Annotated in this window: 14 protein-coding genes and 4 tRNA genes; 12 read left to right on the plus strand and 6 right to left on the minus strand. The window is 55.9% G+C overall.

What is annotated here, in order from left to right; all coding sequences use genetic code 11:
- Positions 1-185 precede the first annotated feature (185 nt).
- On the minus strand, positions 186-872 hold the full coding sequence (locus FPY71_RS09485) for a protein-L-isoaspartate O-methyltransferase family protein (RefSeq protein WP_149299930.1): 687 nt from the start codon (positions 870-872) through the stop codon (positions 186-188).
- Positions 873-967: 95 nt separating this feature from the next.
- Positions 968-1,042, minus strand: a tRNA-Asn gene (locus tag FPY71_RS09490).
- A gap of 366 nt (positions 1,043-1,408) precedes the next feature.
- Here FPY71_RS09490 and FPY71_RS09495 point away from each other — a divergent pair.
- The 3 genes from FPY71_RS09495 to FPY71_RS09505 all read left to right on the plus strand — a co-directional run bounded on the left by FPY71_RS09495 (position 1,409) and on the right by FPY71_RS09505 (position 2,450).
- Positions 1,409-1,684 carry a hypothetical protein gene (locus FPY71_RS09495; protein ID WP_149299932.1) on the plus strand — a complete coding sequence of 92 codons (276 nt, stop codon included), beginning with the start codon at positions 1,409-1,411 and terminating at the stop codon, positions 1,682-1,684.
- 80 nt (positions 1,685-1,764) lie between these two features.
- Positions 1,765-1,838, plus strand: a tRNA-Cys gene (locus tag FPY71_RS09500).
- Positions 1,839-2,072: 234 nt separating this feature from the next.
- On the plus strand, positions 2,073-2,450 hold the full coding sequence (locus FPY71_RS09505; protein WP_149299934.1) for a hypothetical protein: 378 nt from the start codon (positions 2,073-2,075) through the stop codon (positions 2,448-2,450).
- A gap of 223 nt (positions 2,451-2,673) precedes the next feature.
- Here FPY71_RS09505 and FPY71_RS09510 read toward each other — a convergent pair whose 3' ends face one another.
- The 3 genes from FPY71_RS09510 to FPY71_RS09525 all read right to left on the minus strand — a co-directional run bounded on the left by FPY71_RS09510 (position 2,674) and on the right by FPY71_RS09525 (position 9,885).
- Positions 2,674-6,711 carry an autotransporter domain-containing protein gene (locus FPY71_RS09510; protein ID WP_188052283.1) on the minus strand — a complete coding sequence of 1,346 codons (4,038 nt, stop codon included), beginning with the start codon at positions 6,709-6,711 and terminating at the stop codon, positions 2,674-2,676.
- Between the two features lie 477 nt (positions 6,712-7,188).
- Positions 7,189-9,288 (minus strand): autotransporter family protein, encoded by a 2,100-nt coding sequence (locus FPY71_RS09520; protein WP_188052284.1) that lies wholly within the window; start codon positions 9,286-9,288, stop codon positions 7,189-7,191.
- A gap of 375 nt (positions 9,289-9,663) precedes the next feature.
- Positions 9,664-9,885, minus strand: coding sequence for a hypothetical protein (locus FPY71_RS09525; RefSeq protein ID WP_149299940.1), 222 nt, complete (start codon positions 9,883-9,885; stop codon positions 9,664-9,666).
- A 157-nt stretch (positions 9,886-10,042) separates the two neighbouring features.
- Here FPY71_RS09525 and FPY71_RS09530 point away from each other — a divergent pair, with 157 nt between their 5' ends.
- Complete coding sequence (locus FPY71_RS09530) at positions 10,043-11,050, plus strand: histone deacetylase family protein (RefSeq protein WP_246160268.1); 1,008 nt, start codon at positions 10,043-10,045, stop codon at positions 11,048-11,050.
- A gap of 10 nt (positions 11,051-11,060) precedes the next feature.
- On the opposite strand, the gene FPY71_RS09535 is transcribed toward FPY71_RS09530, so the two are convergent.
- Complete coding sequence (locus FPY71_RS09535; protein ID WP_210246267.1) at positions 11,061-11,807, minus strand: phosphatase PAP2 family protein; 747 nt, start codon at positions 11,805-11,807, stop codon at positions 11,061-11,063.
- Positions 11,808-12,006: 199 nt separating this feature from the next.
- Here FPY71_RS09535 and FPY71_RS09540 point away from each other — a divergent pair.
- The 8 genes from FPY71_RS09540 to FPY71_RS09575 all read left to right on the plus strand — a co-directional run bounded on the left by FPY71_RS09540 (position 12,007) and on the right by FPY71_RS09575 (position 17,180).
- Positions 12,007-12,083: transfer RNA gene (locus FPY71_RS09540), tRNA-Pro, on the plus strand.
- Positions 12,084-12,129: 46 nt separating this feature from the next.
- On the plus strand, positions 12,130-12,435 hold the full coding sequence (locus tag FPY71_RS09545) for an ETC complex I subunit (protein WP_149299946.1): 306 nt from the start codon (positions 12,130-12,132) through the stop codon (positions 12,433-12,435).
- A 22-nt stretch (positions 12,436-12,457) separates the two neighbouring features.
- A tRNA-Arg gene (locus tag FPY71_RS09550) sits at positions 12,458-12,533 on the plus strand.
- A 221-nt stretch (positions 12,534-12,754) separates the two neighbouring features.
- On the plus strand, positions 12,755-13,675 hold the full coding sequence (locus FPY71_RS09555; RefSeq protein ID WP_149299948.1) for a flagellar export protein FliJ: 921 nt from the start codon (positions 12,755-12,757) through the stop codon (positions 13,673-13,675).
- A gap of 80 nt (positions 13,676-13,755) precedes the next feature.
- Complete coding sequence (locus FPY71_RS09560; RefSeq protein WP_149299950.1) at positions 13,756-14,811, plus strand: glycosyltransferase family 2 protein; 1,056 nt, start codon at positions 13,756-13,758, stop codon at positions 14,809-14,811.
- Positions 14,801-15,892 (plus strand): acyl-CoA dehydrogenase family protein, encoded by a 1,092-nt coding sequence (locus tag FPY71_RS09565; RefSeq protein WP_149299952.1) that lies wholly within the window; start codon positions 14,801-14,803, stop codon positions 15,890-15,892. Before FPY71_RS09560 ends, FPY71_RS09565 begins: the two co-directional genes overlap by 11 nt.
- Positions 15,889-16,605, plus strand: a complete 717-nt coding sequence (locus FPY71_RS09570) for a PIG-L deacetylase family protein (protein WP_149299953.1) — start codon at positions 15,889-15,891, stop codon at positions 16,603-16,605. Before FPY71_RS09565 ends, FPY71_RS09570 begins: the two co-directional genes overlap by 4 nt.
- Entirely contained in the window at positions 16,602-17,180 is a 579-nt protein-coding gene (locus FPY71_RS09575) for a class I SAM-dependent methyltransferase (RefSeq protein WP_149299955.1), read from the plus strand. The genes FPY71_RS09570 and FPY71_RS09575 overlap by 4 nt, the downstream gene beginning before the upstream one ends.
- Positions 17,181-17,228 lie beyond the last annotated feature (48 nt).

The following is a 17,228-nucleotide window of genomic DNA, read 5'->3' on the forward strand; positions in this document are numbered from 1 at the left end:
ATTCCGCGCGATGCGGATATTATTCTGTATCGCGCCTTTATGACACGAAATGCACCGCCTGACGCAACTACGCCAGCCCGCGACGCCCCAACAAATGTCTTTTGCCCACAAGTGTGACCGATCGATAACACTTGTTAACACTTTTAGCCGTAAACCGATATTATAATTAACCACATTATAGCTGTTTAGAAAACAAATTCGGGCTTCAAACCAAAGCCCGGCAGTTGGCTCACCCCATAGTTGAAGGCAAAACGACCGGAAACAACTCCACCTTCTTTAGAGTAAAGCTTTGCAGCGGCCGAAAATCCCCGACCTTCAATAACCACCAGCCTTCCGCGTTCTTTCAACTGCTCAAACAGAGCCGCAGGTACCTGGTCCACACCACCGTCGATGATGATGACGTCGTAAGGCCCTTCTTTGGCGTATCCCTCAGCCAGCGGCGCCTGAACCACAACTGCAGATACAATGCCCAGACTTGCGAGCGCATCAGATGCCGCTTGCGCCAGTGCGGGGTCTTCTTCCACGGCAACAACCGAAGCTGCCAGATGTGACAAAACCGCCGCGGAGTAGCCTGCGCCGCACCCGATGTTCAGCACGACATCGTCTTTTTCAATTTCGGCAAGCTGCAAAAGCCGGGCAAAAGGCGCAACTTCCATGAGATGCCGCCCGCCGCCCAAGGCAATTTCGCCGCCCATATATGCAAATGGCCGTTTCGATTCCGGCACGAAGATTTCCCGCGGAACAGTCAGCAATGCACGAAGAATGTCATGGTCCGTCACATCAACAGTGCGAACCTGATTATCGACCATTTTGGTGCGTGCCTGGACAAAATCCATGACCAATGCCTTTCGAGAGTTTCCTGCCGTTCCCATAAGCGTCGCCTCGCCCGGAAGCAAGTCGCAAGCCGCTTTGCAGCATGCCTTGAGGCATGCGGGAGAGTGTATGACTGATAATGTCTCTGGAAAAGTGGCTCCCCGGGCCGGATTCGAACCAGCGACCAATCGATTAACAGTCGATTGCTCTACCGCTGAGCTACCGGGGAATGCCGTAACGTTGCCGTCAGCGAGGGTGCCTATAGCAACCCGTTTCACTCTTGCCAAGCGTCAGCCCGATAAAAAACGTGAACTTCCGCCCTAAGCCTGGCAAAAATTTTGCCCTCCCAGTAAGCCGCGACATTATGCGGCACCGCAATTACGATCATAAGCCACTGAATTCAAACCAGACTTCGCACAATCCATTGTCAACGGTCAGAAGTTTCGTCTATAGATGGCCGCGGCGAATTCCTTTAGATGATCCAGAGTCTTTTGGATAAGGTAGAAATTTCAACCACAAGTTGCCATTATTCTAAGGTACTTACCCAAGGGTTGCGGCTATGCCGCCAGTTGCCTGCTGAAAGATTTTGCAGAAAATGAAACAGGACAAGCCGGCCAGACGCGACTTTATCAGGTTGCGCGGCAATTCAATTGAGGTGTTCGGGCGTTCAATCAAGCTTCCCTCTTCCCGACCAGCGCGTGTTGCCGTAGGCGTGGCATTCGTGATCGGCGGAATTTTCAGCTTTTTGCCGGTTCTCGGGCTCTGGATGCTGCCCGTTGGAATTTTGATTCTGTCGATAGATTTCGTCATGGTTCGCCGCTGGCGCCGCCGCGCCAGCGTTAAATGGGGCCGCCGACAACGCCGGGCATAATTATTGTCTGACGAATCGTCCATAGCTGCAAATGCCCCCTTGCCTAATGCGCCGCGGGCCAGTAGGTACAGCCTCGTTGGGGCCTCGTGGCGGAGTGGTTACGCAGAGGACTGCAAATCCTTGCACGCCGGTTCGATTCCGGCCGAGGCCTCCACTGCCACATCTAAGCCATCGTTATTACAGAATAAGTTGGCTTAAGCCTGCGATCTGAATCGCGGCGTTTTTAACAATGTGGCAGATTTTTTCCGCAATATGATTCACGCTTGCGCCATGCCACTCGACATGCGTGACATTTCGCTGGTCACCACATGTTCGGGCCATAAGACTTGAATCACTGTCTGACGAAGCAATATACCACGCAACCATCTGAGGTAGCGTGGAGCACCACATGTCAGTTTTTCGACCCGTCTTGTCGGGCTGCCTGGTTGCTGCAGCAATCACGTTCTCTGGCTTTGCCGTTCCAAAAATGGCGATAGCGCAGGATTTGAACACACTGGACCGACACCTCGACTCCCAGCGGTGGAACAGACTGCAGGATCACCAGAACCAGACGCGAACGATGGGTCCAAGATCGCAGCAGACCCGACCTTCGAAAAATCTGGCAAAATGCACTGAAAACCACGTTCCACGCGGCGACTACCGTCGCATGGAGGCGGAATATCATAAAAAGCGGAGGGCGGAGGGCAAGCGCAATGCGGATCGCTGGTCCAGACAGCAGGCTGATGCCTGGTATCAGCGGCTGAAGGCGCGGGGTGTCTGTCGTTAAACGACTTGCAGGATCCAGGCCTTTTCAACAGCAATCGCACTTTGAATTGCGCATCCGGCAAGCATCGCGGCAGCCAGACGGCCTTTCATTGCAATGTGCTGGAAGGCACGCCGCTCGGCCAGTGGCGGTCGCCGCCCTGTCGACACCAGGCTGATTTTTTCAGATTTCGAACGACGTCACGGCAGGCGTTGCGCCTGCCGTAACTGAACTCAAATTCGTTGGTTCAGAATGCGAACTTCAATCTCGCATTGACGCCCTGCTCTGTGCTGCCATCACCAAACTGGCCGCTGTAGGAAACGCCGAAGGTGGCGCTTTCGGAAATTGCGGCGTCAAAGCCCACTTCCAGTACTGCCGCATCTTTGGCAATTGGTGTGCCAACGGTTGTAAACGGGCTTCCTGTGTCAAAAGCCAGCGTTGCCTGTGGGTCAATATCCCCGAAGGCATGTCGCCAACCCACCATTCCCATGAACGTCACCGGAATTTCACCGGCAACGATGCTGTGCGATGCACGCAGGCCCAGCGTTGTGAATGTGGTTTCCGTGGTGTCTTTGCCGCTTGTCAAAGCTGCACTGCCACCCGTTTCCGAAAAGGCATCTGTGCGCAGATTCACATAGGCGATGTTGGCGAATGGTTCGAGTGAAACGAACCCGGTTTCAATGCCATATGCAACTTCACCAAATGCCTCAAACGCACCTGCGTCATAGTCCGCAGTCAGAACCTGTGAGGTAGCTGGAAGGAAGACGCTGCGTTCGGACTCCACATTATGCCACGTGTAGGAGAGGCCGCCGCGTAGTGACACAGGACCTGCCATGGTTCCGGCGTAGATGCCCAGATGGTAGCTATCAACATCAGCCTTGTAAGCGCGTTCGTTGACGTTGAATGTTGACTGGCTGTATCCGGCAAAAAGTCCCAGCCGCGCAGTTTCAAAGGCCATGGCATCCAGTCCGACAATTGCGCCACCAGTGTTGCGCTTCAGCCGGGAATAATTGCCATCACCGCTGGAACGGCCCCACGAACCGAAGGCCTCACCCCAACCCACCACTTCAGACAAAGGCGTAGCTTCGCCGCCGCTGGCATAATCGATTGCGACCCCGTTTGTGGAGGAAGCTGCCACCGGTCCATCTGCAGATTGCCGAAGCCGATTGACGGGCATGGCACGAACCACCCCGCCAAGTTCAACAAGACCCCCGCGAACGGACGCCTGCCCCTCGCCTGAAAGGCTGTCGAAAGCCCTTCTGGCCTCGTCGCCGTTGGCAAACAGCATCTGATTGTAGAGGTTCAACGAGGCAGAACCTGCTGTCTGATCCAAAGTGTCGAGAGCAGTGGCAACCGCATACTGGTTCGCCGTGCGTGCTTCACGCGGGAACAGCGGCGCGCCTGGAGCCAATGGGGGCACCGGCTGCACTGGTGGCAATGGTGGCTCACCCGGAATGACCGGTGGTTCCGGATCAATCTGATTGGCCAGGCGCAGGTTCAGCGAAACCTGCTGATCTGTATAAGAGAGTGAAGGCGTCAGAAAAGCGGAGTCAAAGCCTGTGGGACTTGAAAACGCACCTGAAAGACCACCAGCAGCATCAAGCACCAGATAGCTCTGGCCATTCTGATAGCTGACGGTTGGATCAAGGGCCGCAATGACAAAATTTGCACCACCAAGCGTCGCCGTACCGGCAACATTGATCAGGTCTGCTGCGCCACCCGATTCAATTTCCACCGAATAGGACGAGCCGGGCTGAAATGCCAGGTCACCCGAAATGGCCATTGAGCCGGCACCGTAGCCCGGTGAGATGGTTGAACCTGCGGCCAGCGTGGTGGAGCCCACCATTCCAGTGCCACCCAGTGTGGCGCCCGCTCCTACCTGAACACTGGCATTAAACAGACCATCCACATTCAACGACCCGCCGCGCACTGCCATGGTGCCCGTAAAGCCTGTGCCATCACCCGCCAGTATGGTCTGGCCGCTGCCTTCGAAAGCCAGCGAGCCATCGCCAGCCAATGCACCGGCAAAAAACTGCGTCGTGTCACGATCAACCGTCAAAGAGCTCGACATCGATGGCACGTCCATATTTGGACCTACAACGACCAGTGTACCCCCTGAGGATGATTGCAGCCCGGAGACCGTCTGAGTGTAACCATTGATGTTCAAGACGCCGCTTTCGGAAAGTATGACAGTGCTCGAACCAAGCGCGCCATCGGCATTCACGATGACTTCGGCATTGTCTCCAATCACGGTCCAACCGGAATAGCTGTTGGTGTTGGACAACCACAAAGTTGAGTAATTGCGCACAGCAAGGCTGCCTGAACCACTGATAACGCCGTTGAATTCTGGACTGCTGGTGCCATTGACCTCAATTCCGGATCCGTCGCCGTTCAGAATGATGTTGCCTGCACCGGCCAACCGCCGAACTTGCTGCACATAGCCGTTGGTATCGAATGTCGCTCCAGGCGTTACCGAAAGCAGATCGGAACCGACTGCATTGTCTGCGCCCAGCCGAAGCGTACCGCCCTCAACCCACGTGAAGCCGGCGAAGCCAGGCATTGCAGTGCGAGTCATGGTGGTGGTGCCGGCAACATGGCGAATTTCACCAAGTCCGGCCAACGAGTTGTTGAACTGATAGTTCTGATCTGTGTGATTGAAAACCAGCATGCTGCGGGCCGGATCGCTGCTGAACGCGGCTTCCAGCAGAAGTATGCCCGCATCGAGCCAACCGGCGCTTTCAGCAGCCTGTCCATACCAGCCGCCAATGGCGAGGCTCTGATTTTCCGCAACCCGGAAGTTAGGAACGGGTGACATGCTGATCGTGGCGTCGGAAACACGCACGCTGCCGGTAAAACCGGTGGAAGTGCCGCTGAGGGTCAATGTCCCATCACCGACCACAGATAGCCGGCCATCTCCGGTCATGACTGAAAACGGCGTCAGTGTGACATTGGCTGCGTTGCTGAGGTTAACCGTGCTTTCGGTGCCTGTGGAAACGTTGAAAACCTGGGACAGGTACACGTCTCGGTCGAAAGCCAGCGCTCCACCTGCCAAGGTAACTGCGCCGTCACCAAGCGAGGTATTTCCCGTTACGCCCAGTGTACCGGATGATACGGTCGTACCGCCTGTATAGGTGTTAGCTATATTCAGCGTAACGAAACCCGAACCAGTCTTATTGAGTGAACCGGTGCCGGTGATGAAGTTATCAAGAACAAGATCGCCATTCTGGCTTAAGTTTAAAACACCGCTGGTTGTTATTGCACCAGTCAGATGATCGCTTGAGCTCGTAACGCCGCTACCAAAAGTGAGCGTTCCACCGCCATCAAACACGATTGCTGCAGCTCTTGTCAGGCCACTCACGCCGCCCGTAATCTGAGCTGAATCCTGGATGATGAGATTCATCCCACTGCCGGACACCCCTGCGCCGGCAAATCCTGCCACCGAGTTACCGCCGCCACCAGCCAGGCCGCCATTTCCGCCAGTTATGGTTCCGGAGATAGTTAGCGGCGCGTTTGAGCCAGTAACGTTGAGGCCAATGCCGCCCGATCCGCCGCTGCCGCCGCTGAATGATGAAAATGGCACTCCGCCATTGCCGCCATTACCGCCGGAAATCGTCCCCGACATGGCTGTTGGCGTGAACATCAGGTCAATTAATACGGCACCATAGCCACCTGCGCCGCCGCCGCCGCCACTTCCACCGCTTGTGCCTGCATTGGCGCCATTTCCACCATTGCCGCCAACAAAAACGCCACCCAACCCGGTAGTCGTAACGATGCCATGAGCACCGCCGCCACCGCCGCCGCCGCCGTTGAAGCTCGCGGCCCCATCACCGCCATTGCCGCCATTCACTCCGGCAACACCTCCGGCACCACCCAGGGACGGGCCATAACCACCATTGCCGCCTTGTCCGCCCATGAAGCCAGCGCCACCGCCGCCGCCGCCGCCAGCATTAGGTGTGCCGTTGCCGCCAGTGCCACCAACGGTGCCCTGGCTGTCCTGTCCGCCAGCGCCGCCGGATGTTCCACCAATGCCCCCGGCAGCAAAAGCCTGCCCCAGGCCCAGCCCGGATCCTGCAAGCGGCAAGGCAAATGTTAAAGCCGTCGTGCACAAAAGTGCGGCAATAACATTAGCGCTTCCAACTGAACGGCGCCGCTGAATGAACAATTCTGAATGATCGCTATAAACTGGCAGTGGCAATGTCTCATCCTCAACGAGTGCGGGCATAATTGCCAGCGCAACTGTTGATAGCGAAACCGCTTGGAAAATGATGATACTTTTGCGCAACATGCGTACCAATTATGCGGTACTTGGTATAGGTCTCGCTGCGGCTGTTGCCTGCCATCCTCAGAGCAGCTGTTTGAACGCCAGTCTCTGACCACGAAGCGACAGGGCAAGCCACGGCACGTGCCCGCGTGTCGCCTCGATTGTAACCAACCCCATCTGGTGCAATTCCCGAAGCGCTTCCCAATGATCAGGGTTAAGCTCCGACAACGGAATGCAGACTGTGGAGAGATGCAATAAAATTTCTGCTTGTCTGTGAGACAAGACCTTATTCCTAGGCATTCAACTTACGGCCCCACCTGTACATGGTAGGTATGACGAAAAGAATGACACCAATGCGTTAACGCATGTGGCAAAGCTTTGGCTAAATTGCGCCGGGGGCAGGACAAAGGTCCTGTCTTGAGCAGGACGGCAAAAGGCCTTCGAGCTTTGTCAGAAGCTCGAAGGCCGCCTATGTCATTCATACTGCTGCCATTATCCGAATCAGAACTTGATGCGCAGTCCGGCAGTTCCGTTGATCAGAAAGCTGTCGCCAAAGTTTTCAACGTCTGAGCGCAGAGCTACCTCTCCAAAGAGTGAATAGGCATCATTTCCCCAATTGTAGGTTCCACCTGCGCCGATTCCCGCCCAGACCCGACCGTCGGTTGATTCCAGCTGAGTGCCGGAAACAGCCACGGAATAGTCACCCAGAAACTCATAAGTCACATCCACCAGCCCGTAGACCTGCATGCGCTTCACATCTCCGGAGGCGTCTTCCCACGTCATTTCGCGGTCTAGCGAAACGCCAAGCCGACCCAGCAGACTGTTGCCGCCGCCATAAGACACTTCGGCGCCAAACGCGTCGATGAACGGATCAAAGTCCACATTGCTCCAGATCAACTGTGCCTGCGGGGTAACGGCCCAGCCATACGCCACGGCGTAGCTTTTGCCGACCTCAATGCTGGCGGCATAACCCATGCCGTTGTTGGAATCGGCTTCCAGCAAGTTCAAAGTGTCAGAATAAATATCCGTATCGAACCATGTAACCTGCGCCTGACCATCGATGTAAAGGCCGGACTGATCATACCAGGTAAGGGAGCCACCCAAACCGTAACCTGAAGTATCAAGCGAACCAGCGCCATAGAATGATGTGATATCGGACTTTGCCTGACCGTAATGGACAGAAAGCCCGCCAATCAAAGCCGATCCTTCGGCATTTTCGTACAGCGAGAAATCCAGACCGGTCTGCAGGCGCCAACCGTTGAAATCCTGCTCCCACAGGCTGGATGAGGCGTCGGGTGAAATTTTTCCGCCCCAACCTTCCACACGCCCCCAGGCCGCACGGCTCTCAATGATATCGATGGGTGCGGTGGCTGTCAGCGCGCCTTTTTTGAAGGGTTTGGGATCATCCGTGCCGCTCCATATCCGGTTTCCGACCCGCTGCCGAAGCGTCGGCAATCTGTTCATCTGGAACAGATGGCCCGCATAGGCTTCGTAAAGCGGAACCCCTGGCTGATACAGGCCGGGAACGTAGCCACCCGGCCCGCCCGGTGCGGGCGAAGTTGGATCGACTGGAAAAACCGGAATCGTTGGATCGGTCGGATCGGTGGGGTCTGTCGGGTCTGTCGGGTCCGTGGGATCAGTCGGATCGGTTGGATCAACCGGATCCGTCTTGATCAGAGACCGAAGATACCAGTTGCCATTTGCAGGATCCGTTGGAGTTCCCTGGTAGAGGCCGTAGGAATAGGCGCCATTGATGATGCCCATCGTGCCATCGGGCAGTTCATAGTAACCCATGAGGGTGAAAACGGCGTCGGATGAACCGCCAACATCCACCAGCAGAATACCGTCGGTGGTAAGGCCGCCAAGACCGCCACGGTTGGCAACCCAGACGATGGTGCTGCCACTTGTGTTGCCGGTTACAACCAGTCGATCGGTGAGCGAGGCATCGCCCTCAAGCACAGAGTCAATTTCAAGCCAACTGCCGGTTTCGCCTATATAGTCGCCATCAATGGTCAATGTACCAAACATTGAATCCGGCGACCCCGGACGAATGACACCAAAGCTCTGCGTATCGCCAACCGTGCCACGACCCGCCAGCCACGCCGTGCTTTCAATCATCAGGCTGCCGCCCAGAGTGCCATCAACCTGCAGGGTTGTACCGACACCGGATACGGAGCCGAAACTTCCGCGAGCGATTGTGGAGCCGGTAAATCCTGAGGAATCGCCAGTGAAAATTGTGTAGCCGGAAATCAGCTCGATAAGACTCCCCGGTCCGCCACTGACCGCGGAGTCGAAACTGTAATTGTCGCTGTCATGGTTGAATATCAGCTCCCCCGCACCATCACCAAAGGAAACGGTTGGTGCAACAAAAGCGCCGGGCGCAATTTCGTCAAAACCGCGCAAGGCGCCGATGGCAAGGGTGCCTACGGATCCGGCTGCCGGGGCAATCACCACAGGGCCGCTGGCCGTCAGGCTTCCGCCGGAGCCGATTTGCAGATTGCCCGTTGACGGAATACCAGGCGCACCGTCCGCCCCGATATATACCCCGCCGGCCGTGACAGTTTCACCAGCTATAATTGAACGAGTTGCTCCACCACTCACAAATAAATCCGGCGCAGTCTGAGCAAAAACCGGAGAAACAGACAATATCAAAATAGAAGAAAAGGCCGAACCGGCCATTAGCTTGGACTTAATCATGACAGTTTCTACCATTTTCAAAAAAATAGTTAAAATTCAAAGATATAATCTATGTTTGCCTACAAAACAGGCTAAGATTGCTGAACATGTATGCCATGGGATGATTTAAAACAGTTAGCTTTAAGGAGTGGAATCGGCGCGAATCTAACTCCAAAGACTCAACCGGTTGCCGCTAAACGGTGAGTTTTCGACAACCATAACGATTGAGGCCGCCCACTCATCTGAATGGACGGCCTCCGAAGAACTATGAATTTAAATCAAGTGATAAGCGTGAACCGTTCAGGCAGCATGACCTCTCAATGCTTTTTCCTTGTCAAGGAAAGCAATTTTGAGATGGCAGCTTCTCCAACGTTTCGGATCGAATGTCGCATCACAAATCTCGTCCAGCGCGCGTTCGGATTCCTCAAATGTCAGATCGCTCAGCTCGTATACATCCCAAAAAAGCGAGTAGCGATCGTCGCACTGCCTTATGTCCACCAGAGGACTGATCTTCTGTGCCATCGTCAACTCCCATACGGTATATGCTCCCATAATTCAGAACTGGCGCTAAAGTTCCGTCCGTCTCATAATTTTCAGGTGCGACCCTCTGTCACCGAAAGGATTTGTCTTGAAGCTCTTTTACGACCTCCGTCAGTCTGCCCATCAACCGAAGCAGTACATGGTTCACGGACGGATAGTTGAGCCGCTGGAAAACCCTTCCAGACTGGACACACTGATTGCCGCACTGAAAACCTGCGGTGCAGCGCCCAAGCAGCCGGAAGATGCAGGACTGGGGCCGATCCTGGCGGTTCATTGCAACTCCTACGTGGCGTTTCTGCAAACTGCGTATGAAAAGTTCACAGCCCTGCCAAATGCCGGGCCGGAGGTCTTGCCAAATGTACATCCATATATGGCGGCACCACATGATGGTTTCGCACGCGCGCTGCCCCGCACGACCGGCATTCTGGGTTTAACTGGCTGGTATATTGGCGACTTGTCCTGCGCGATGATGGCACGCACCTATGAAGCCGCCTATGCATCAGCACAAAGCGCCATCGCCGCAGCGGACGACGTGCTGCGTGGGGCAGATGCGGCTTTTGCACTATGTCGGCCACCCGGGCACCACGCTTATCGTGACCGGGCATCCGGTTTTTGTTTTCTTAACAACGCGGCGATTGCGGCGCAGCGACTTCGTGACCGGTTTGGCAAAGTGGCCATTGTTGATTTTGATACGCATCATGGCGATGGCACACAGGCGATCTTCTACAATCGCAGCGATGTGTTTTTTGCATCCACGCACACGGACCCGGCATCATACTATCCGCACTATTACGGCTATGACGATGAAATTGGTCAGGGCGAAGGTGAAGGTTACAACCTTAACCTGCCGCTTGCGCCGGGATCGGGTGACCGGCAATTTGTCGAAGCCGTTCGGCGGCTGGCTGACAGGGTGACCGCCTATGGTGCGGAAGCACTGGTTCTGTCTGCCGGGTGGGATGCCCATCGAGATGACCCGCTTTCGCGGCTGGACGTCTCGACCGCTGCATATCACCAGATTGGTGAGATATTGGCCGAGCTTGGGCTGCCCACAGTGATTGTGCAGGAAGGTGGTTACTCGTTAAGCGCAGTTGCAGAGGTTGCCCCAACCTTTCTAACGGCATTTCAACAGACACATCACGTCAGGTAGTGCCGGCCCTTCATGTGGCGGCGCGCGGCAGAAGCCCGGCCCAACCCTGCCCGGCGTGATCAAAGCGAAAAAACAGATTGCGGCTGGCAAGCCATCGGCCAACTGCAATGGCGGTCAATGCGCCAATGGCAAATCCCGCAACCACATCACTTGGATAATGCGCACGCACCACAATGCGGCTAAGCGCAATGCAAAAGCCCGCGATAAGGATTGCAACCCGCTGCGATGGTGCCAGAACTGCAGCAACGAGAGTTACTGCACCAATCGTCGTGGAATGGCCCGATGGAAAGCTGGAATAGTCGTGGCCGAACCGGCCGAGGCTGAAGCTGAAATTGCCGTAGTCATCCATCAGCAACGGTCGCGCACGACCGAACACAATCTTCAGAAAATTTGTGACAATGGCCGCCAGTGCAACACTGCTGAACAGATAGGCCGCCACCCCTGTAGCAGCGCTGGGCCAGAATGCTCTGATCTCCTGCCGGCTCGACCACTCTATAAGAAAGGCTGCCAGCAGGACCAGAATTGACGGATAGAGGTACCAGCGCACAAGAGCAGCATCGGTTGCAATGTTCCAGAACGCAATCACTCCAACGGGTTCATGCAGCATTGCAAGGCTGATCTGGCGGTCCAGCGCAAAGCAGACCACAGACAGCGCGCTGGCACCAGCCCCCAGAATCAACATCTGGCTTGTGAATATGGGGGGTGTTTCCGCCTGCGGGCGAGCTGTTAGCGCTTTGGCGATTCGACTTAAAACCACGCTGATATGCTGCAAAATTCCGGGCTCCCGGTTGTCCTCTTTCGCCCAGATAGGCAGATTTTTTGAAAGAGAAAGCATGAAAAACCTGAGAAATTTCCACTTCGAGATGCCGATGCTGTGAAGTTATTCAAAATCGGGCTTGCTTCTGCGCAATCACATCGCTAGTAACCGCATTGCTTGCCGGGTGTGAGCAATTGAGCGGAGCGTAGCGCAGTCTGGTAGCGCATCTGGTTTGGGACCAGAGGGTCGCAGGTTCGAATCCTGCCGCTCCGACCAAGATGCTTTTCCGGCATTTTGGTAGTGCCCGACGCAAGGATTCCACATGGTTGCCAGAATTTACCGGCCGGCACGCAACGCGATGCAATCTGGCAAGGCAAAAACCCATGCGTGGGTGCTTGATTACGAACCTGTGCGCGCCAAGCAGGTCGAGCCTTTGATGGGCTACACATCCACATCCGATATGCGCCAGCAGGTTCGTCTGAAGTTTGAAACTCAGGAACAGGCGGTTGAATACTGCCAGCGCAATGGCATTGCGTTTGAGGTGGAAGAAACTCCGCGGATTGCCCGCTCGAAGGTTTCCTATTCCGACAATTTCCGCTACGACCGTTCGCAGCCCTGGACACACTGACGGCCGTTTCGCCGTTGCCTACGGCCCCGTAGCTCAGAGGATAGAGCACCGGCCTTCTAAGCCGATGGTCGCAGGTTCGAATCCTGCCGGGGTCGCCATTAAAATCAATAAGTTAGCTGAATTACCGCCATTTTTTATTCCGCAGTTCACTGCGACATATTTCTATTCAACGCCCATCGCCATTTTACGAAGTCAGCCATCTGCTGCAAAGGCCGATATCGCGTAAATGCGTGCAAGTTGAACCATTTATACAATTGCACGTTACTGGCTCACTCTATCCATCACCGCGCGCTGATAGCGCCAATCGGGGCATTGAGCCATGAGTGATAATTATCGCACCACTAGAGACGGAACTGTTCGAGACAACGTGTCCGTTGACACTGCAGTTGCTGCCGACGCACACGCAATCATGGCCAACAAGGTTTCATGGGGCGCGATCTTCGCCGGCGTCGCAGTTGCTCTGGTCGTTCAAGTGCTATTGACGATGCTCGGGGTCGGGCTTGGCGTGGCAACGCTTGATCCAGGCACTGGCGACAATCCGGGCGTCACCACTTTCTCTGTGGTCGCCGGGATCTGGTATTTATTGAGCGGTTTGATTGCTGCTTTCATCGGCGGATACATTGCCGCGCGAATGTCCGGCAAAACCATTCCCACCACAGGCGCCTTGCATGGACTTGCAACCTGGGCTGTCACCACATTGCTGGTTCTCTATTTCCTCACATCTTCCGTCGGCAGTCTGGTAGGCGGCGTATTTAGCGGCGTTTCCACTGCGGTTGGCGGCATTGCCTCCACGGTTGCGCAGACCGCCGCACCCGCTTTGGCAGATGCCGACCCATTGCAGGCTATTGACGATCAGGTTGCCGCAACAGGCACAGATCCTGAAGCCCTGCGCGCAAATGCAGTCAATGCACTGAGAGCGCTGGCCATGAGCGACGAGGCCGGGGCTGAGCAGGCAAGGCAACAAGCCGTTCAGGCACTTGCCAATGCTCGCGGAATTCCGCCGGAACAGGCTCAGGAACAAGTTGCCCAGATAGAGCAGCGCTATCGTCAGACAGTTGCTCAGGCTCAACAGGCTGCAACCGAGGCAGCGGACGCAGCAGCGTCGGTCATTTCCACTGGCGCGATTCTGGCCTTCTTCTCACTGGTGCTGGGAGCAGTGGCAGCGTGGCTGGGCGGACGCTCGGGAGTTGTTCACCCGATTTATGCTGATCGGGTCATTCCGGCACGACGCCCGCTGTAAACTGAAAACAACCTAGCGAGCCCGGCAACACCGGGTTCGCTCTCACGCTTAGAAACGTCCGGAAGCCATGGAGATCAGAGTTGACCCTGCCGTTTTCTGCGATCAGCCACTCCACCGGATACAGCGTGAAGACCAATTCTCCAATTCACCATTTCTATCCCGTTATTGCCATTCCAGCGCGAAATGAAGAACAGCGCCTGCCGCTGTTGCTTTCTGCCCTTGGCTCACAAACATGGCTGCGTGCTACTGCTCGCCCCATCGTGGTGAAAATCGTCATCAACAACAGCACTGACAAAAGTCTGGAGATGGCGCGTCTGGCGCTTGATAACCAGCCCGGGCTTAGCGCCGAGATTGCGGTTGTCAATTTTCCACCTGATCTGGCGCATGTCGGCTCGGCCAGAAAATTGGCCATGGACCTTGCCTCGTCGGCCTGTCCGGCCGAGGGCGGCGTGATACTGACAACAGATGCCGATGCCATTCCGGAAGCAAACTGGATTGAGGCAAATCTGGCAGCCATTTCATCCGGGGCGGACCTTGTTGGCGGTTGCCTGAACGGCAATCGAAAGGAAGAAGCGCAACTTGGACCAGGCTTTGCCGCCCGTGCAAGAGCGGTCATGCAATATTCAAGACTGTGCGATCGTCTGGCTTCTCTCATCGACCCGCTGGAGCATGACCCCTGGCCGCGCCACAGCGACAACACTGGTGGAAGCCTGGCCATCAAAGCGCAGCTATATCAGTCCTTGGGTGGCCTTCCGGCAATTCCGCTCCGTGAGGATCTGGCCCTTGTTTCCATGGCCCGATCGGCTGGCGGCAAACTTGTGCATCCTCTGAACGTGCGGGTTGAGGTTTCGGCACGCTTGGCCGGGCGCGCTCAAGGTGGCATGGCGGATTGCCTCAAAAACTGGATCCGCGCCGAAGCCGAAGGTGCCCCCATTCTGGTGGAGGACCCGGAGCGTGTTTTGGCGCGGCTGGCGCGTCGGCGGGCAATTCGTGAAAGCGCGGATTCTTCCTGTGCACTGGTTGAGCTGCTGGCACCGGATGAGCCGGACGCACCGGCCACCGTGAAAGTGGCCGAGGCAACACAACTCATATGCAGGATTATTTCGGAAGTTGAAGGAACGACAGATGCTGCATAATCCATTGCTGCTGGCTGAAAATGATCGTCCGCTGCATCTGGAACTGAGGGCGGAATCAGCCGAACGGGACGTTGACGGCGGATTTCCGTCTGCTGGTTTTGCCGCTCTGGAAGCACGTGGATTGACGACGCCTTCCCTGAAGCCAGACGGCTTCAGGCATCTGCTGCGGCTTCTGGCTGAAGTCGGAAGGGGTGACTTGCCTGTTGGCCGGATATTTGAGGGGCATGTCAACGTGCTTGCGCTTCTCGAACGTCACAGCCCAGCGGCTCAATCAAGCCACTATCAGGACCTCGCCCGGAAGGGACATCTGTTTGGTATCTGGAACACCGATCACCCCGAGCATCCTTTGAAGCTGGTTAACGGTCGCCTGGTCGGCCGCAAAACATATGCTTCAGGGATTGACGGGCTGTCGCATGCCATTGTTACGGCGCATGTGCCACAGGGAAGGCTGATGATTGTGGTGCCGCTAGAGGATCTGCCTGTTGACAGATCGTGGTGGCAACCGATGGGAATGCGCGCGTCGGGTAGCCACATCGTCGATTTCACCGGCATGGAGGTGCAGGATGACATGATTCTGGGTGCACCGGATGCCTATCTGGAACGTCCATGGTTTGCGGCAGGCGCAATTCGCTTTGTTGCCGTTCATGTCGGTGGCATGCACGCAGTTCTGGATATTGTTCTGGAACATTTGCGAAAGACCAGACGCATTGAAGCACCTTATCAGTTGCAGCGCATTGCCCGCATGGGGGCGGCAGTCGAAAGCGGCTATGGCTGGCTGGACAGAGCAGCGGCAGAGTGGTCGGCGGTGGCGGCAGGCTCCCATCCGGCTGCAGGATTGATTGCGACGGTTAATGCCGCCCGTGGATTTGTTGAAGCGGCGGCCATGTCAGTCCTGGAAGACGGAGAAAAGTCAGTTGGTGCAGCAGGCATGATCGCGCCGCATCCGCTGGAACGCATTATTCGTGATCTTCGCACCTATCTTCGCCAGCCTGATCCGGATGGAGCACAGGCCGCGCTTGGAAGCGCGCTGGCTGCGGGCGATTGGCACCCGGGTGCTTGCTACCAGCAGCCGCGCACATGAACCCTCCTGCCCTCAGTTTTAAGGAATTGCCGGCCGACCGTATATTGGTGGTTGCCCCGCATCCGGACGACGAAAGTCTGGGTTGTGGCGGATTGCTCTGGCATTTTCAGCGCCTGAACCGGGAGGTGCATTTTGCATTTGTGACGGATGGCGGCGCATCACACCCGAATTCGCCAACCTGGCCGCGCCATCGCCTTGCCGATGAACGCGAGAAAGAGGCTGAGAAAGCGCTGTTTCGGCTTGGACATGCGCATTCAGTCCGGCATTTCATGAGGTTGCGTGATGCCGATATGCCCATGGAGGGCAGTGATCAATATGCAACCGCGCTTGCCACGGCGGCGGACATAGTTCTGCATGCGCGGCCTGATCTGGTGATTTTGCCGTGGCGTCGCGATCCTCATAGAGACCACCGCGATGCATGGAAGCTTTTCACAGAGGCTGTTGCGCAGACAGGGTTAAAGCCTTCAACAATGGAATATGCCATATGGCTGGATGAGCTTGGGACTCCGCAGGACCGCCCCGAACAAAGCGAAATGGAGCGGATCAACTTTCACATTGGAGAAGCTGAAGCAGCCAAACGCCAAGCGGTTGAAGCGCATTTGACGCAGACAGGCCATGTCATAACGGATGATGAGCAGGCGTTCTGTCTGAAGCCGCACACCATCGACAGGCTTGTTGGACCCATCGAAAGCTATTGGCGGCCTCTGCCATGAAACCAATTGATCTGGATGGTTTCGAGAAACTGTTTCGCGCTTCCGGCGACCCATGGAATTATCGATCTTCCCGGTTTGAAGCCATCAAGCGCCGTCATCTGATACAGGCATGTGGCAGCCGAAAAGCAGGCCGAGCTTTGGAAGTCGCCTGCGCCAATGGCGAAACATCACGCGCCCTGCTGCCGCACTGCCTGACGCTGACTGCGGTGGATGGCGCTCCGACAGCGCTTGCCGAAGCAAGGCGACTGACAAATCCGAACCTGCGTATCCAGTACAGATATGCGGTCCTTCCTCAGGATACTCCGCGCGGTCCCTTCGATCTGATCGTCGTGTCAGAGATCGCCTATTACCTTTCAACCCGCGCATTGAACCAATTGATCAAGGCCCTTGAACATGCCCTTGCGCCGGGTGGTCGAATCGTGATTCTTCACCATCTGGTGCCATTTGATGACGCTGCAAGGTTGCCAGAACTTGCCCACGGTAAAATGCGCCAGGCTTTTTCAAGATCAATGATCAAAGTCTTTATGAAGCGGTGCAGCCGATACGAGGTCGTCGCATTTGTGCGCCGCAAATGACCTTCAGGCTTCAGTCGATTCAGGCAATCGGATTTTAACCATAAAGCT

This window comes from Aureimonas fodinaquatilis, assembly GCF_008369445.1.
In the GTDB taxonomy this organism is placed as follows: Bacteria; Pseudomonadota; Alphaproteobacteria; order Rhizobiales; family Rhizobiaceae; genus Aureimonas; species Aureimonas fodinaquatilis.